We start from the raw sequence: 14,736 nt of genomic DNA on the forward strand, positions 1-14,736 counted from the left end.
AATGGCATGAGTTTTGACAAGCTGTTCACACCGCTGCAAGTCGGTGCCGTCACCCTGAAAAATCGTGTCGTCATGGCGCCGCTGACCCGCCTGCGCAACACCGAGCCGGGTGACACGCCGACCGCGCTGGCGGTCGACTATTACCGCCAGCGTGCCAGCGGCGGCCTGCTGATCGCCGAGGGGACCCATATTTCCCCGACCGCCAAAGGCTATGCCGGTGCGCCGGGGATCTACAGCGAAGCCCAGGTACAGGCCTGGCAGCCGGTCACCGCGGCCGTCCACCAGTCAGGCGGGCTGATCGCACTGCAACTGTGGCATACGGGGCGAATCTCGCATCGCTCGCTGCAGCCGGACAACGAAGCGCCGCTGGCGCCCTCGGCACTGCGTGCCGACAGTAACACCAATATCCGCACGGCAGATGGCGGACTGGCACGCGTCCCTTGCGACGAACCGCGCGCCATGGAACGTTCGGAAATCGAAGATCTGCTGGAAGATTATCGCCGCGCCACCGACAACGCGCGCCGCGCAGGCTTCGATCTGGTGGAAATTCATGCCGCCCACGGCTATCTGCTGCAACAGTTCCTGTCGCCGCAAGCCAACCAGCGCACGGATGACTATGGCGGCAGCATCGAAAACCGTGCCCGCCTGGTACTGCAAGTCGTCGATGCGGTGGTGGACGAATGGTCGGCAGACCGGGTTGGCATCCGCATCTCCCCGCTGGGTATCTTCAATGGTCTGTCCGATGTCGGCCAGGAAGAAATGGCGCATTACCTGGTCAAGGAACTGGCCAAGCGCAAGCTGGCCTTCCTGCATCTGTCCGAGCCCGACTGGGCCGGTGGTCCGGCACTGACCGAAGCCTTCCGCGCGGCCGTCCGTGCCGAATACCCGGGGGTCATCATCGCTGCCGGCGGCTATGATGGCAGCAAGGCTGAAACCATGATCGGCAAGGGTTATGTGGATGCCGTGGCCTTCGGCCGCAGCTACATCGCCAATCCGGATCTGGCCGAACGCCTGCAGCAAGGCGCGGCGCTGAATGCCCCGGACGCTTCCACCTTCTACGGTGGCGGTGCCGCAGGCTACACCGACTACCCGACCCTGTAATCCTCAAGGGGGCGGCACCGCCGCCCCTGCTACCCCGCCTCGTCAATTGTTGATCATTTTCAATCAATTGGGATTTGTCTGATCCTGCAACACTGCCTGAATTCCTAGACTGACATCCATCTTGAATGATGCGTCACGCATCCCGTCCGAAGGAGTCAGTCATGCAGTCGATCAGTCTGAATACCCCCCTGCACATTGGTGCCGTCCGTGCAGCCAATCGCATTGCCCTCAACTCGGGGCACCCAGCCTTCCGCGCCGATGCGCGTGGCGTACCAAACGGCGAAGGCCCCGCCTTTGCCCCGGCCAGCCTGGTGCTGGCCAGCAGTGCCACCGTCAATCTGACCGGCTATGCCCGCAGTGGCATGCCAGGTCTGTATGACCCGACACAACAAAAAGCCTGGCAAGCCCTCATTCAGCGTGTACATCAGCAGGGTTGCCTGCTGGCTTTACCACTGACCCATGCCGGACGGGTATCACACCGAAGCCTGCAGCCGAATGGCGTCGCGCCGATCGCGCCGACTGCAGGACAGGCTGCCAGCTTCACCTCGATCGAGAACAGCCAGGGCCACATCCTGAGAACCCTGTGCAGCGAGGCACGCACCATGCTGCTGGCCGAAATCGCCGACTTGCCGAATGACTTCCGCCGCGCCGCCGCCATGGCGCTCGAAGCCGGTGCCGATCTGGTCGAAATCGATGCTGCGCAGGGCTATCTGCTGCATCAATTCCTGTCTGCCGAGAGCAATCAACGTCAGGATATGTATGGCGGCAGCGTGGAAAACCGTGTGCGCCTGGTGCTGGAGGTCATGGATGCGGTACTGCAGGTGTGCCCGGCAGCCCGGCTGGGTCTGGCACTGTCTCCTGTCGGCGTATTCAGGGGACTGGAAAGCATCGACATGAGTGATGCGATTCTGCAGCTGGCAGCGGCCGCCCAGGCACGTGGCCTGGCCTATCTGCGTCTGGTCGAACCGGAGTGGCGCTATGGCCACCAGGTGCCCGATGCGCTGCGCACCGGCTTGCGCAAGGTGTTTGGTGGCGCACTACTGGCCTCTGGCAGCTACGATCAGGACAAGGCTGGCGATTTGCTGGCGCGCGAACTGCTCGATATGGCCGCGTTTCACTGCTCGCAGATGCCACAAACACTGACCACGCAGGTCCTGCAGGTCGCCTGAAGACTTTTTCGGCATCGACGATAACTCGCGCTAGACTGGAAACACCAGCCACCTCCTATTCGGAAGGTCTCCCTGCTGATGCGCTCTTTCTGGCACGGTTTACTGCTGGCGAGCTGGTTCACGGCCTGTTACGGTCAAACCATCGACGCCTACACTACGGAATCGCCGCCGTTCCAGTCCGCGCGCCTGGGGCTGCCTGGCGGCTATGCCGTCGATGTGGCGAAAGAGCTGGCTCGCCAGAACGGCGACAAACTGGTGTTCCATTTCCTGCCGTGGGCTCGCAGCTATCAATTGGCCAGACAAACACCGGGGGTCTTGTTGTTTTCGCTCAGCGAGATCGATGCCCATGCCGGCAATTTTGCCTGGGTCGGCGCGATCGCCAGCAATAACGTGGCCCTGTGGCAATTGAAAAGCCGTCGCGATCTGCAACTGAAAACGCTGGACGATGCACGCCATCGGCAGATCGGCGTGTTGCGGGATGACTTCAAGACCCGTTATCTGCTGCTCAGGGGATTTCAGGAGGGCAGCGAACTGCAATATGGCAGCGATGATTTGCTGAATCTGCGCAAACTGCTGGCCGGCCGGCTGGACCTGCTACCCGCCAACAATAGTGATGTGCTGATTCATCTGGCACGCAGCAATGGACTCAACCCCCAGATGCTGAGGCAGGCACTGCCGCTGCCCGAGCTGGCCTCGCCACTGGGTATCGCCTTTTCGCCCGGCAGCGATCGCAAGCTGGTCAGCCGCTATGCCCTGACACTGGAAAAACTGCGTCAGCAGGGTTTTCTGGCGCAACAGCAGCGGCTGTTGCAATTGACCCTGTCCAGTGCACAAAAAGCCGACTGATCAGCGCGGACGGTCGTGCACCACCCAGCACAAGGCGCCGGGCAGCAGGTCAATGGTCACCGGCTCGCGACCGATTTTTTCCCCATCGGCCTCCAGCGGACAACCAGGCGGATCGGTACGCACCTCGACCCGGCTGCTTTGCAGATAACACACCCGGGGATCATCGATCCGCTGAGCCTTGTGCAGCACCGGCATGAAGCGCAGGAAGGCCGCCACCGAGGCATTGCGGATCATGACGACCTCCAGCACGCCATCATCCAGTTGTGCGGTCGGCGCCACGCCCAGCCCGCCACCGAAATAGCGGCCATTGGCCAGACACAGGTTGATCATGGCCTCTTCATGCACCGAACCATCCGCCAGTACCAGCCGCATGCGTGCCGGGCGCCAGGTCAGCAGCGCCAGCATGGTGCCCAGTCCATAGGCGAGCCCGGCCGGCAGCCAGCGCGGAAAACGGGCGACGCGATCTACCACGGCAGAACTGATGCCCAGCGAGGCAATATTGGCAAAGTAGCGACTGCCCGCCTCGCCGGTCGGCATCACGATGCGCCCGAGATCCAGGCGGCGCGTGCTGTCACGGCGGATCAGCCGATACAGACGCGAGACGGAGGCATTCATGCCCAGCGAACGGGCAAAATCGTTGCCGGTACCGAAAGGCAGAATGGCCAGTGTCACCTGCTGCCGCAGCGCCTCCGGTGCACGCATGACACCATTGACCATCTCGTGCACCGTCCCGTCGCCCCCCACCGCCACCACATAATGGCACCCTTGCGTCACCGCCAGGCAAGCCACTTCTTCGGCGCGCAGGCCGGAGGTCGTGATGTGGATGTGCACCACGAAGTGGCGCGAGAACTGGCGCAGCAAGCGATCCGGCAGATGTGCCGGACTGCGGCGTCCGTGCAGGATGAAACAAATGTGAGGTTGATCCATAAATAGAGGGTACGGGCAGCCGTCGGCATGATGCAAGTAGCATGTTTGCCCTCCAGTGCGGGCATCAGACGCTTCCTGCCGCCCGTTTCTGGTCGCTTCATGCGAAAACAGCTACAATACGCGGTTGCCTGAGGCCCCTGCGGGGCCCTGTGGGCGCGCAACGGCGCGTCCGAATGCCGCGCCGGGTGAGACCGATCCCGTGTGCCGCGACCTCGACTGTTTATCGATGGAACCAGCATGAAACCAAACAATGAAAAAGCACTGGTCGTCCTTTCCGGCGGCCAGGACTCCACCACCTGCCTGTTTTGGGCCATTCGCCGTTTCGGCCAGGACAACGTCGCTGCCGTCACCTTCGACTATGGCCAGCGTCATCGCATCGAACTGGACTGTGCCCGCAAGATTGCGGGCATGGCCGGCGTCGAGCAGTTCGTCCTGCCGATCGACACCTTCGGCGCCATCGGCGGCAATGCCCTGACCGATGACAGCATCGTGCCGCAAACGGACGACGCGCCGCAGCAGGCTGCGCTGCCCAACACCTTCGTGCCGGGTCGCAATCTGATCTTCCTGACCTTTGCCGCCGCCCTGGCCTATACCCGCGGCATGCAGCACATCGTGACCGGCGTGGCTCAGACCGACTACTCCGGCTATCCGGACTGTCGCGAGAACACGCTCAAGGCGCTGGAACTGGCGATTCGCCTCGGCATGGATGCCCCGTTGAGCCTGCATGCCCCGCTGATGTACCTGACCAAGGCTGAAACCGTGCATCTGGCGCAGGAAGTCGGTGCCATGGAAGCCATGGCCTGGAGCCATACCTGCTACAACGGCAGCGTACCGCCCTGCGGCGTCTGCGACGCCTGCCGCCTGCGTGCCCGCGGCTTTGCCGAAGCCGGCATCGCCGACCCGCTGGTCGAACGCACGGGACAGCACTGATATGCATACCACATTCCTGCTTGCAGCCACCGGCTTCGAGGCCGCACGCCGCATCCCCGGTGCCAGCGACCCGCGCCTGACCAATCCGCATGGCCACAGCTTCCGCGCCCTGGCGCGCGCCGATGCCACCCATACCGATCAGGCCACGCTGGAAGCGGCACTGGCCAATGCCGTCGCCCCGCTCAACTACGCCCAGATCAACGAGACCCTTGCGGCACCGGACGATCTGGGTATCGCCCAGTATCTGGCCGACAGCATTTCCAGCCCGGTTACGCTGGCGCTGCAGAGCTCGGCCCGCTGCGGTGCCCTGGTCGATAATGGCCAGGCCCTGCTCAGTCTGAACGTCGCCTTCGAAGCGGCACACCAGTTGCCCCAGGTCCCGGCTGGCCACAAATGTGGCCGCCTGCACGGCCATCAATTCGGCGTCCGCCTGTTTGCCGATGCCCGAACCTGCGACCACGCCGGCATGGAAGCCGCCTGGCAACCTTTGTACGCCCGCCTGCAGCATCACTACCTGAACGAGATCGAGGGACTGGACAACCCGACCAGCGAAGTCCTGGCCAAATGGCTGTTCGAGCGCCTGCGTGACACGCTGCCGGGCCTGGCCTGGGTCGAAGTGCGCGAAACCCACAGCGCCGGCAGTCAGTATGATGGTCACCGCTTCAATATCTGGAAGGAGCAGCGCTTCGAAAGTGCCGTGCCCTTCAACGGCGACGGCAGCTATACCGGCCACAGCTACCTGATCCGGCTGATGCTGACCGGCGACCTGGACCGTACCATGGGATGGGTGCTGGACTTCGGTGACGTCAAGGACCGCTTCAAGCCGGTTTACCGCCAGCTCGACCACAACCCGCTGGACCGCCTGTCGGGCATCCGCAACGGCAAGAGCGCCTCGGTCGCCGAGTGGGTGCATGTCCACCTGGCCCCGCTGGTGCCGGAGCTGGCGCGTATCGATCTGTACGATACGGCCGAACGCGGGGTCTCGCTCACCTTCCATCACGACATGCGCTGGCCGCTGCTGTAAGGATGACTGGCATGTATACCGTGAAGGAAATCTTCTACACCCTGCAGGGCGAAGGAGGACAGGCAGGTCGTCCGGCCGTGTTCTGCCGCTTCTCCGGCTGCAACCTCTGGAGTGGCAAGGAACGGCATCGCAGCCAGGCCATCTGCCAGTTCTGTGATACTGACTTTGTCGGCACCGGGCCGGATGGCGGCAAGTTTGCCACGGCCGGGGCGCTGGCCGAACGCATTGCAGCCACCTGGCCCGACCACGGACAGGGTCGTCCCTATGTGGTCTGTACCGGCGGCGAACCGCTGCTGCAGCTCGATACCGCACTGATCGACGCCCTGCATGCACAGGGTTTCGAAATCGCCGTTGAAACCAATGGCACGGTTGCTGCCCCCGCCGGCATCGACTGGATCTGTGTCAGCCCCAAGGCGGGAGCCCCGTTGAAGCAGACGAGCGGCAGCGAGCTGAAACTGGTCTTCCCGCAGCCCGCGGCCATGCCGACTGAATTCGAGCAGCTCGACTTCCAGTTCTGGTACCTGCAACCGATGGATGGGCCGGAGGCTGCCGCCAACCTGCAGGCCGCCATCGACTATTGCCTGGCGCATCCGCGCTGGCGGCTGTCACTGCAGACCCACAAACTGACCCGGATTCGGTGATTTTTCTCGCCGCCACCCCAACAGGCTATGCAATAATCATCGGTTAACAAAGAACAATTCCGATAAGCCTCGCGATGACTGCTGACACTTTGACACTGGTGATTCAATCTCCGGCGGCGCTGGACGAGCCGGGGCTGACGCACCTGGCCACGCTGAGCGGCACCGCTTCCGTACAGCGCACGGCGCCCGGGCGGGCGCGGTTGTTGCAGGCCGATCCAGCCCGGCGCCAGGCGGTGCTGGCCTGGTGCGAAACGCAGGGCTGGGATGCCGCCTGGCTGCCGTCCGGCATGCGCTTTGCGGATCTGGGGCTGATCGTGTCCGACATGGATTCGACGCTCATCACCATCGAGTGCATTGATGAAATTGCCGACATGTGTGGCCTCAAGGCACAAGTGGCGGCCATCACCGAGCGCTCCATGCGTGGCGAACTGGATTTCTCCGCCTCACTGAACGAACGGGTGGCCTTGCTGGCCGGGCTGGATGCCTCCGCTCTGGAGCAGGTTTATCAGACGCGCCTGAAGTTGACACCCGGCGCAGAAACCCTGATTGCCGCCTGCAAGCGCGACGGCGTGCGTTTCATGCTGGTTTCCGGTGGTTTTACCTACTTTACCGACCGTCTGCAGCAGCGTTTGGGGCTGGACTATACCTTTGCCAATCAGCTGGAAATCGTCGATGGCAAGCTCAGCGGCAGGCTGACCGGCACGATTGTCGATGCCCGTGCCAAACGGGACCTGCTGGTTGCCATGCGCGAGCGCCTTGGCTTGCAGGCCCATCAGGTACTGGCCGTCGGCGATGGCGCCAATGATCTGATGATGCTGGCCGAGGCCGGCATCGGCGTTGCCTTTCATGCCAAACCGGTGGTACGGGCTCAGGCCGATGTCGCCTTGAACGCCTGCGGACTGGAAGGCATTGTCGGCCTGTTCGAATAGGTTCGGGGTCTTTGTGCCGCCAAGTCGGCACGCTTGTGCTTCAATAGAGGTTGAACGGGTTTGAGGTCCATGATGTCACCATTGCCCATGCTGGCCACTGCCAGCTTTGACGACGAGTTGCCCTTTGCCGTCGCCCCGCTGCAGCATGGTGCCTGCTCGCCGCAGCAGGTCCGTGAAACCCGGCTGGCGCTGAAAGTGCTGGCCGCCCCGGTCGACAGCAATGAGAACATCGACCCCTTGCTGCAACGGCTGGAGGCCAAGCTGGATCTGGCGCTCGAGGTCAGCCTGCTGTCGCGCTACCCGGAGCGTCCGCCCCTGACCCCCTGTCGGGTCGGACTGGATGCCATCGGCTGGCTGTCGCTGCATCCCTATACGCTGGGCGAGGCGCTGCGCATCGAAATGTTCCCGCATGCCGATTCGGCCCTGGTGCTGTATCTGGCCGCATCGGTGACGGCCAGTGTGCCGGTGGCAGGCGGTCACCAGATTACCGTCGACATTCAGCCGGCTTTTAACGAATACACGTTGCAACTGTGGGAGAAGTGGGTGTTCCGGCGTCATCGCCGCGCCATCCTTGACCGCTGAGAAGGCTGGCCCGCAGCCCATTGTCCGACTAGCTTGGAGGTTCACCATGAATGCACCGGAACGAGCAGCGCCCTCCCCTGACCCGTGGGTCGGCTTTCAACAAGGTCACTGGCAGCAAGCCGTCGATGTGCGCGACTTCATCCTGCAAAATGTCACGCCCTATCTGGGCGACGATCAATTCCTGACCACGGCCACACCGCGAACCCGCGCCATCTGGGATGCCCTGACGCCCCTGCTGCGCGAGGAGCGCGAAAAAGGCATTCTCGACGTCAGTACCGATATCGGTGCCAGCATCACCGCACACGGTCCGGGTTACATTCTCAAGGATCAGGAGCTGATTGTCGGCCTGCAGACCGACAAGCCGCTCAAGCGCGCCATCATGCCCTTCTCCGGCATCCGCATGGTGGAAACCGGCCTGGAGGCCTATGGCTACCAGCTCGACCCGGTACTCAAGGAGGTCTTCAGCCGCTACCGCAAAGACCACAATCAGGGCACTTTCGATGCCTACAGCGCGGAAATCCGTGCCGCGCGCAAATCGGGCATCATCACCGGGCTGCCGGATGCCTACGGACGCGGGCGCATCATCGGCGACTACCGCCGGGTGGCGCTGTACGGCGTCGACCGTCTGGCGGCCGAACGCCAGACGCTGTATGACGAGCTGGACGATCAGGACTTTACCGAAGACGTGATCCGGCTGCGGGAAGAGCTGTCAGAGCAGTTCCGTGCCCTGCAGGAGCTCAAGCAGATGGCCGCGACTTACGGCTTTGACATCGGACGTCCCGCCGCCACCGCGCAGGAGGCCGTGCAATGGGTGTATTTCGGCTATCTGGCGGCAATCAAGGAGCAAAATGGTGCGGCAATGTCACTGGGACGGGTCTCCACCTTCCTCGACATTTATCTCGAGCGCGACCTGAAGGCCGGCCTGATCAGCGAAGAGCGCGCCCAGGAACTCATCGATGACCTGGTGATCAAGCTGCGCATCGTGCGCTTCCTGCGCACCCCGGAGTACAACGAACTGTTTTCCGGTGATCCGACCTGGGTCACCGAAAGTATCGGCGGCATGGCGCTGGATGGCCGCACGCTGGTCACCAAGTCCAGCTTCCGCTTCCTGCACACGCTGAACAACCTCGGCCCGGCACCGGAGCCCAACCTCACCGTCCTGTGGTCGGAACAGTTGCCGCAGGGCTTCAAGTCGTTTTGCGCCAAAGTCTCCATCGAGACCAGCTCGATCCAGTACGAGAGCGATGATGTCATGCGCCCGAACTGGGGCGACGATTACGGCATTGCCTGCTGCGTGTCGGCCATGCGCATCGGCAAGCAAATGCAGTTCTTCGGTGCCCGTGCCAATCTGGCCAAGGCGCTGTTGTATGCCATCAACGGCGGCGTGGACGAAAAATCCGGTGCCCGCGTTGCCCGCGGCTTCCAGGCCATTGAGGGTGACGTCCTGGATTTCAACGAGGTCATGATCAAGTACGACCTGCTGCTGGACTGGCTGGCCCGCACCTATGTCAAGGCACTCAACTGCATTCACTACATGCATGACAAGTACGCTTACGAGCGTATCGAGATGGCGCTGCACGACCGCGACATCCTGCGTACCATGGCCTGCGGCATCGCCGGGTTATCGGTGGCCGCCGACTCTCTGTCGGCCATCAAGCACGCCAAAGTCCATGTCATCCGCAATGAGCAGGGACTGGCGGTCGATTTCCGTGTCGAGGGCAGCTACCCGGCCTTCGGCAACAACGATGACCGGGTTGACCAGCTCGCTGTGGATTTGGTCAAGCGCTTCATGGACAAAGTGCGGCGCCAGAAGACGTACCGCAATGCCATGCCCACCCAGTCGGTGCTGACCATCACCTCGAATGTGGTCTACGGCAAGAAAACCGGCAATACGCCGGATGGCCGTCGCGCCGGCGAGCCGTTTGCGCCCGGTGCCAACCCGATGAACGGACGAGACCATCTTGGCTTTGTCGCCGCCGGCGCTTCGGTGGCCAAGCTGCCTTATGACGATGCCCAGGACGGCATCAGCTGGACCGCGTCGGCGACGCCGGATGCCCTGGGGCATACACTGGGAGAACGGATCGCCAACCTCTCCGCCTGCCTGGATGGCTACTGCTGCGCCGGGGGCTTCCACGTCAATGTGAACGTCCTGGACCGTGCCCAGCTGGAAGATGCCATGGCGCATCCGGAAAAGTATCCGCAATTGACCATCCGCGTTTCTGGCTATGCGGTGAATTTCGTCAAGCTGTCGCGCGAGCAGCAGTTGGATGTAATCAACCGGACATTCCATTCGGCCATGTAAAATGTCAGGCTTCCTGCCCCGGCCGGGGTGGGAAGCCTCGATCCTGACAAACAGAAAGCATGATGAATCAACAACCAGGAATACACGCCGGCACGACCCAACACGATGTCGAGTGGGTGCTGACCCTGTTTGGTACCGCCGTCGGTGCCGGCATTCTTTATTTGCCCGTCCAGGCCGGACTGGGCGGCATTTGGCCGATCCTGATCCTGGCCTGCGTGAGTTTTCCGGTGGTCTGGCTGTCGCACCGCACCCTGACCCATCTGGTGGTCACCCACAAGCAGCCCTGCGAGCTGCCACAGGTCGTGGAGGAGGACCTCGGCCCGGCGGCCGGCCTGGCGGTCAGCCTGCTGTACCTGGCCTTCTATCTGGCACTGGTGGTGGCCTTTGCCACCGGCATGATCAATATCGCCGCCACCTATATCGAATTCCAGCTGGGGCTGGAGGCCATTCCACGCCCGATTCTCTGCCTGCTGATCGCCCTTGGCCTGTCGGCGGTGATGCTCACGGCGGGCGAACAGGCCATCCTGCGCATCACCTCGACCATCGCTTTCCCGCTGATTGCCGCCCTGCTGTTCCTGTCGATCTATCTGATCCCCGGCTGGCACAGCAGTATGCTGACCGCCATGCCGGATGCCTGGTCGCTGGGCAAGCATTTGTTGCTGATCGTGCCCGTCCTGTTTTTCAGCATGGACTTTTCCGCCGTCTGCGCCATGCTGGCCGCTTCCTATCGCCGGCACTACCCGGACGCCCGCGTTGCCATGCGGCGCAGCGATCGCGCCGTCTACTGGAGCAGCCTGATGCTGCTGGTCTTCGTCCTGTTCTTCGCCTTCTCCTGCGTCATGGCGATCCAGCCGCAAGACCTGAGCTATGCCCTGCAACACAATATCGACGCGCTGACCCTGATGTCGCTGCATGTCAAACCGCACCTGTTACAGTTTGCCCTGCCGCTTTTGGCTTTTGCCACCATCCTGCACTCGTACTTCGCCGCCTTTCTCGGCGCGCGCAGCGGACTGATCGGCCTGATGGGGCAATGGAAACGACACCAACATCATCCGGAAGGGCACCACCCGCTGGAGTGGATTACCACCTTGCTGGTGGCGCTGCCGCTGTGGGCATTTGCCCTGAGCGACCCGTCGATCCTGACCCTGATTGGCATGATCGCGGCACCGATCATTGCCCTGGTGTGCTATGTGATGCCGGTGTACGTGTTCCGCCGGGTACCGAGACTGGCGATCTACCGCGAACGCGCCAGCGTGCTGGTACTGCTGGCGGGACTGCTGGTGATGGTGAGCTACTGGCTGGGCACGCGACTGTAAACGCCGGGAGGAAATGCAAAACGCCCGTTGCTGCACAGGCAGCAACGGGCGTTTTGCTGACAAACATCAGTCGGCGCGGGCGTTCAGTCCATCCAGCAACTTCTGATGAATGCCATTGAAGCCACCGTTGCTCATCACCAGCACGTGATCACCCGGACGGGCTTCGTTCAGCACCGCGGCCAGCAATTGCTGGAAATCATCATAGGTGCAGGCACGCGCCCCCAGCGGAGCCAGGGCCTCGGCCGGATCCCAGCCCAGATTCACCGCAGAGCAGAACACCAGATCGGCATCAGTCAGCGCCCCCGGCAGCTGGGCCTTCATCGTGCCCAGTTTCATGGTATTGGAGCGCGGTTCGAGTACGGCCAGGATGCGCGCCTTGCCGACCTTGCGCCGCAGCCCTTCCAGCGTGGTGGCAATGGCGGTCGGATGATGCGCGAAGTCATCGTAAACCGTCACCTCCCGGGCCACACCGCGGATCTCCATACGACGCTTGACGTTCTGGAAGCGCGTCAGCGCCTCGATGGCCACCGGTACGGCAACACCGACATGGCGTGCTGCGGCCATGGCCGCCAGGGCATTGAGCTGGTTATGCTCGCCCAGCAGCGTCCAGCAGACCCGCCCCTGCTTCTCACCGTCCAGCAAGACATCGAAATGACCGTTGTCATCGGCGGCGTCGATCTGCCAGCCCGATGCCGCCTTGCCGAACCACTCGACCGGCGTCCAGCAGCCACGATCCAGCACGCGCTGCAGGCTGTCCTCCCGACCATTGACCACAATGCGCCCCTGTCCCGGAATGGTACGCACCAGATGATGGAACTGGGTCTCGATGGCCGCCAGATCGGCAAAGATGTCGGCGTGGTCGTACTCGAGGTTGTTGAGGATGGCGGTGCGCGGACGGTAGTGGACGAACTTGGAGCGCTTGTCGAAGAAGGCGGTATCGTACTCATCGGCCTCGATGACGAAGAAGGGACTCAGACTGTCCGGATCCTGCACAGGATGACCGGGCAGGCGCGCCGACACGCCGAAGTTCTGCGGAATGCCGCCAATCAGGAAGCCCGGGGCCAGGCCCGCCTCTTCCAGAATCCAGGCCAGCATCGAGCTGGTGGTGGTCTTGCCATGGGTGCCGGCTACCGCCAGGACCCAGCGCTCGTGCAATACATTCTCGGCCAGCCACTGCGGCCCGGAGCAATACGGCAGACCGCGGTTGAGGATCTCCTCCATCAGCGGCTTGCCACGGGTGACCACATTGCCCACCACGAATATGTCGGCCCCGATATCCGCCTGCTCGGCACCAAAGCCCTGGATCAGATCGATGCCCATGGCTTCCAGCTGCGTGCTCATCGGCGGATAGACGTTGGCATCGCAACCAGTGACCTTGTGACCGGCCTCGCGCGCCAGGGCAGCCACCCCCCCCATGAAGGTGCCACAGATACCGAGAATGTGAATATGCATAAGATGAACTACTAAAGAAATCAAAGCCGGTAGCTTACGCGCGAATGGCGGGGCTCTCAAGGGTTGCGGGGCGTGTCTGCCGTCATGAACAACGGCGAACACGCTCCGCCCGGAATCAGAAAAAGACCAGCGACAGCAACACAAACAGGGGCAGCAGGAAAACGCATGACCAGCCGAGATAGCCGAAGAAACTCGGCATCTTGACGTGGTGATGCGTGGCGATGCTCTTGACCATGAAGTTGGGCGCGTTACCGATGTAGGTCATGGCCCCCATGAACACGGCCCCCATGGAAATGGCCTGCAAAGTCGAGGACAGACTGCCCATCATGGTGTGCGCATCACCGGAAGCCATGTTGAAGAACACCAGATAGGTCGGGGCATTATCCAGGAAGCTGGACAGCAGGCCGGTCACCCAGAAGTAGGCCGGATCAAGCGGTTGTCCGGACGGGTCGGTCACCAGACGCGCCAGACTGGCCAGCGGACCGGCCTCGCCGGCACGCAGCATGGCAATCACCGGGGCGATGGTGATGAAAATGCCGATGAACAGCTTGGCGACCTCGGCGATCGGATGCCAGTTGAACTCGTTGCCGGCACGCACCGAGCGCGGCGTCAGCCAGAGCGACAGCGCCGTCAGTACCAGCAGCAAGCCGTCACGCACCAGATCCTGCAGTTGCAGATGCACCCCCGACAGCGTCAGCTCGACATGAGGCTTCCACACCCCGGACATCAGCACCGCGGCGATCGCCAGCATCAGCAGCAGCAGATTCAGGCGGCCGGAGAGCCGCAGTGGCGCATCCGGCGCATGGGGAGCCTGTGGCTTTTCCTTGCTGAAGTAGTAGCGGTCGAGGCAGTAGAACACCAGCAACAGGACGGCAACGGCCAGCAGCACCGGTGCCAGCATGTGCCAGAAAGTCCAGCGGAAGGTCACGCCGTTGAGGAAACCCAGAAACAGCGGCGGATCGCCCAGCGGCGTCAGGCCACCGCCGATATTGGCCACCAGGAAAATGAAGAACACCACCACATGCACCTTGTGCTGGCGCCCCTTGTTGGCGCGCAGCAGCGGACGGATCAGCAGCATGGCGGCCCCGGTGGTCCCCATCACCGGGGCAAGCAGCGCACCGAGGCCGAGAATGCGGGTATTGAGCCCCGGTGTGGCGTGCAGGCGGCCGGTCAGCAGAATGCCGCCCGACAGGGTATAAAGCGTCAGCAGCAAGATCAGGAAGGGGAAATACTCGGTCAGCAGCGCATGGGCCACCAGTTCCAGCGTGGCCGGCATGCCGAACCAGGACAGGAAAGGCAAGAGGAAGACCGCCGTGAAGAAGGCGACGATCTTGCCGAAATGGTGATGCCAGAACGCCTCTGCCACGATGGGAAACAGCGCGATGGACAGCAGGATGGCGGCGAACGGCACACCCCACAGCAGGCTCAGTCCTGCCCCATCCAGGCCGGCGGCCTGCGCGGCCACCGGCACAAGGAACAGCAGACCGGCCAGCAGTTTTTGTTGCATGGTAGACTCC

General features: G+C 62.7%; 13 protein-coding genes. 10 read left to right on the top strand and 3 right to left on the bottom strand.

From position 1 onward, the window contains the following. Nucleotides 1-6 precede the first annotated feature (6 nt). From nemA to AACH39_RS07450, 3 genes are all read left to right on the top strand, one after another. Nucleotides 7-1,101, top strand: a complete 1,095-nt coding sequence (gene nemA / locus AACH39_RS07440; protein WP_215781408.1) for an N-ethylmaleimide reductase — start codon at nt 7-9, stop codon at nt 1,099-1,101. Nucleotides 1,102-1,262: 161 nt separating this feature from the next. Beyond that, nucleotides 1,263-2,270 carry an alkene reductase gene (locus AACH39_RS07445; protein ID WP_215781406.1) on the top strand — a complete coding sequence of 336 codons (1,008 nt, stop codon included), beginning with the start codon at nt 1,263-1,265 and terminating at the stop codon, nt 2,268-2,270. Between the two features lie 78 nt (nt 2,271-2,348). Further along, entirely contained in the window at nt 2,349-3,116 is a 768-nt protein-coding gene (locus tag AACH39_RS07450) for an ABC transporter substrate-binding protein (protein WP_215781404.1), read from the top strand. On the opposite strand, the gene AACH39_RS07455 is transcribed toward AACH39_RS07450, so the two are convergent. Continuing rightward, nucleotides 3,117-4,043: a diacylglycerol kinase family protein gene (locus AACH39_RS07455; RefSeq protein WP_338621211.1), complete on the bottom strand. Its 927-nt coding sequence runs from the start codon at nt 4,041-4,043 to the stop codon at nt 3,117-3,119. It lies immediately after the preceding gene. A gap of 237 nt (nt 4,044-4,280) precedes the next feature. On the opposite strand from AACH39_RS07455, the gene queC reads away from it, so the two are divergent. From queC to AACH39_RS07490, 7 genes are all read left to right on the top strand, one after another. Beyond that, the gene (gene queC / locus AACH39_RS07460; protein WP_215781399.1) at nt 4,281-4,973 is read left to right on the top strand and encodes a 7-cyano-7-deazaguanine synthase QueC; all 693 of its coding nucleotides are present in this window, start codon (nt 4,281-4,283) and stop codon (nt 4,971-4,973) included. A gap of 1 nt (nt 4,974) precedes the next feature. Next, complete coding sequence (locus AACH39_RS07465) at nt 4,975-5,997, top strand: 6-carboxytetrahydropterin synthase (protein ID WP_215781397.1); 1,023 nt, start codon at nt 4,975-4,977, stop codon at nt 5,995-5,997. A gap of 11 nt (nt 5,998-6,008) precedes the next feature. Continuing rightward, complete coding sequence (gene queE, locus AACH39_RS07470) at nt 6,009-6,638, top strand: 7-carboxy-7-deazaguanine synthase (protein WP_252346173.1); 630 nt, start codon at nt 6,009-6,011, stop codon at nt 6,636-6,638. 74 nt (nt 6,639-6,712) lie between these two features. Continuing rightward, on the top strand, nt 6,713-7,567 hold the full coding sequence (gene serB, locus AACH39_RS07475; protein WP_215781392.1) for a phosphoserine phosphatase SerB: 855 nt from the start codon (nt 6,713-6,715) through the stop codon (nt 7,565-7,567). Between the two features lie 69 nt (nt 7,568-7,636). Next, nucleotides 7,637-8,149, top strand: coding sequence for a hypothetical protein (locus tag AACH39_RS07480; protein ID WP_252346172.1), 513 nt, complete (start codon nt 7,637-7,639; stop codon nt 8,147-8,149). 46 nt (nt 8,150-8,195) lie between these two features. After that, nucleotides 8,196-10,451: a formate C-acetyltransferase gene (gene pflB / locus AACH39_RS07485; RefSeq protein WP_215781390.1), complete on the top strand. Its 2,256-nt coding sequence runs from the start codon at nt 8,196-8,198 to the stop codon at nt 10,449-10,451. 59 nt (nt 10,452-10,510) lie between these two features. Then, a complete protein-coding gene (locus AACH39_RS07490; protein ID WP_215781388.1) occupies nt 10,511-11,767 on the top strand; it encodes an amino acid permease in 1,257 nt (418 codons plus the stop codon). A 66-nt stretch (nt 11,768-11,833) separates the two neighbouring features. On the opposite strand, the gene mpl is transcribed toward AACH39_RS07490, so the two are convergent. Beyond that, nucleotides 11,834-13,219: a UDP-N-acetylmuramate:L-alanyl-gamma-D-glutamyl-meso-diaminopimelate ligase gene (gene mpl, locus AACH39_RS07495; RefSeq protein WP_215781386.1), complete on the bottom strand. Its 1,386-nt coding sequence runs from the start codon at nt 13,217-13,219 to the stop codon at nt 11,834-11,836. A 115-nt stretch (nt 13,220-13,334) separates the two neighbouring features. Beyond that, nucleotides 13,335-14,726, bottom strand: coding sequence for a sodium:proton antiporter (locus AACH39_RS07500; RefSeq protein ID WP_338621212.1), 1,392 nt, complete (start codon nt 14,724-14,726; stop codon nt 13,335-13,337). Between the last annotated feature and the right edge of the window lie 10 nt (nt 14,727-14,736).

Origin of the sequence: Paludibacterium flexuosum, assembly GCF_037076605.1 — a bacterium.
Lineage (GTDB): Bacteria > Pseudomonadota > Gammaproteobacteria > Burkholderiales > Chromobacteriaceae > Paludibacterium.

Excerpts from the sequence above, each read along its gene's own strand:
- nemA (WP_215781408.1), top strand. The coding sequence starts at position 7 with ATGAGTTTTGACAAGCTGTTCACACCGCTGCAAGTCGGTGCCGTCACC.
- AACH39_RS07445 (WP_215781406.1), top strand. The coding sequence starts at position 1,263 with ATGCAGTCGATCAGTCTGAATACCCCCCTGCACATTGGTGCCGTCCGT.
- AACH39_RS07450 (WP_215781404.1), top strand. The coding sequence starts at position 2,349 with ATGCGCTCTTTCTGGCACGGTTTACTGCTGGCGAGCTGGTTCACGGCC.
- AACH39_RS07455 (WP_338621211.1), bottom strand. The coding sequence starts at position 4,043 with ATGGATCAACCTCACATTTGTTTCATCCTGCACGGACGCCGCAGTCCG.
- queC (WP_215781399.1), top strand. The coding sequence starts at position 4,281 with ATGAAACCAAACAATGAAAAAGCACTGGTCGTCCTTTCCGGCGGCCAG.
- AACH39_RS07465 (WP_215781397.1), top strand. The coding sequence starts at position 4,975 with ATGCATACCACATTCCTGCTTGCAGCCACCGGCTTCGAGGCCGCACGC.
- queE (WP_252346173.1), top strand. The coding sequence starts at position 6,009 with ATGTATACCGTGAAGGAAATCTTCTACACCCTGCAGGGCGAAGGAGGA.
- serB (WP_215781392.1), top strand. The coding sequence starts at position 6,713 with ATGACTGCTGACACTTTGACACTGGTGATTCAATCTCCGGCGGCGCTG.
- AACH39_RS07480 (WP_252346172.1), top strand. The coding sequence starts at position 7,637 with ATGATGTCACCATTGCCCATGCTGGCCACTGCCAGCTTTGACGACGAG.
- pflB (WP_215781390.1), top strand. The coding sequence starts at position 8,196 with ATGAATGCACCGGAACGAGCAGCGCCCTCCCCTGACCCGTGGGTCGGC.
- AACH39_RS07490 (WP_215781388.1), top strand. The coding sequence starts at position 10,511 with ATGATGAATCAACAACCAGGAATACACGCCGGCACGACCCAACACGAT.
- mpl (WP_215781386.1), bottom strand. The coding sequence starts at position 13,219 with ATGCATATTCACATTCTCGGTATCTGTGGCACCTTCATGGGGGGGGTG.
- AACH39_RS07500 (WP_338621212.1), bottom strand. The coding sequence starts at position 14,726 with ATGCAACAAAAACTGCTGGCCGGTCTGCTGTTCCTTGTGCCGGTGGCC.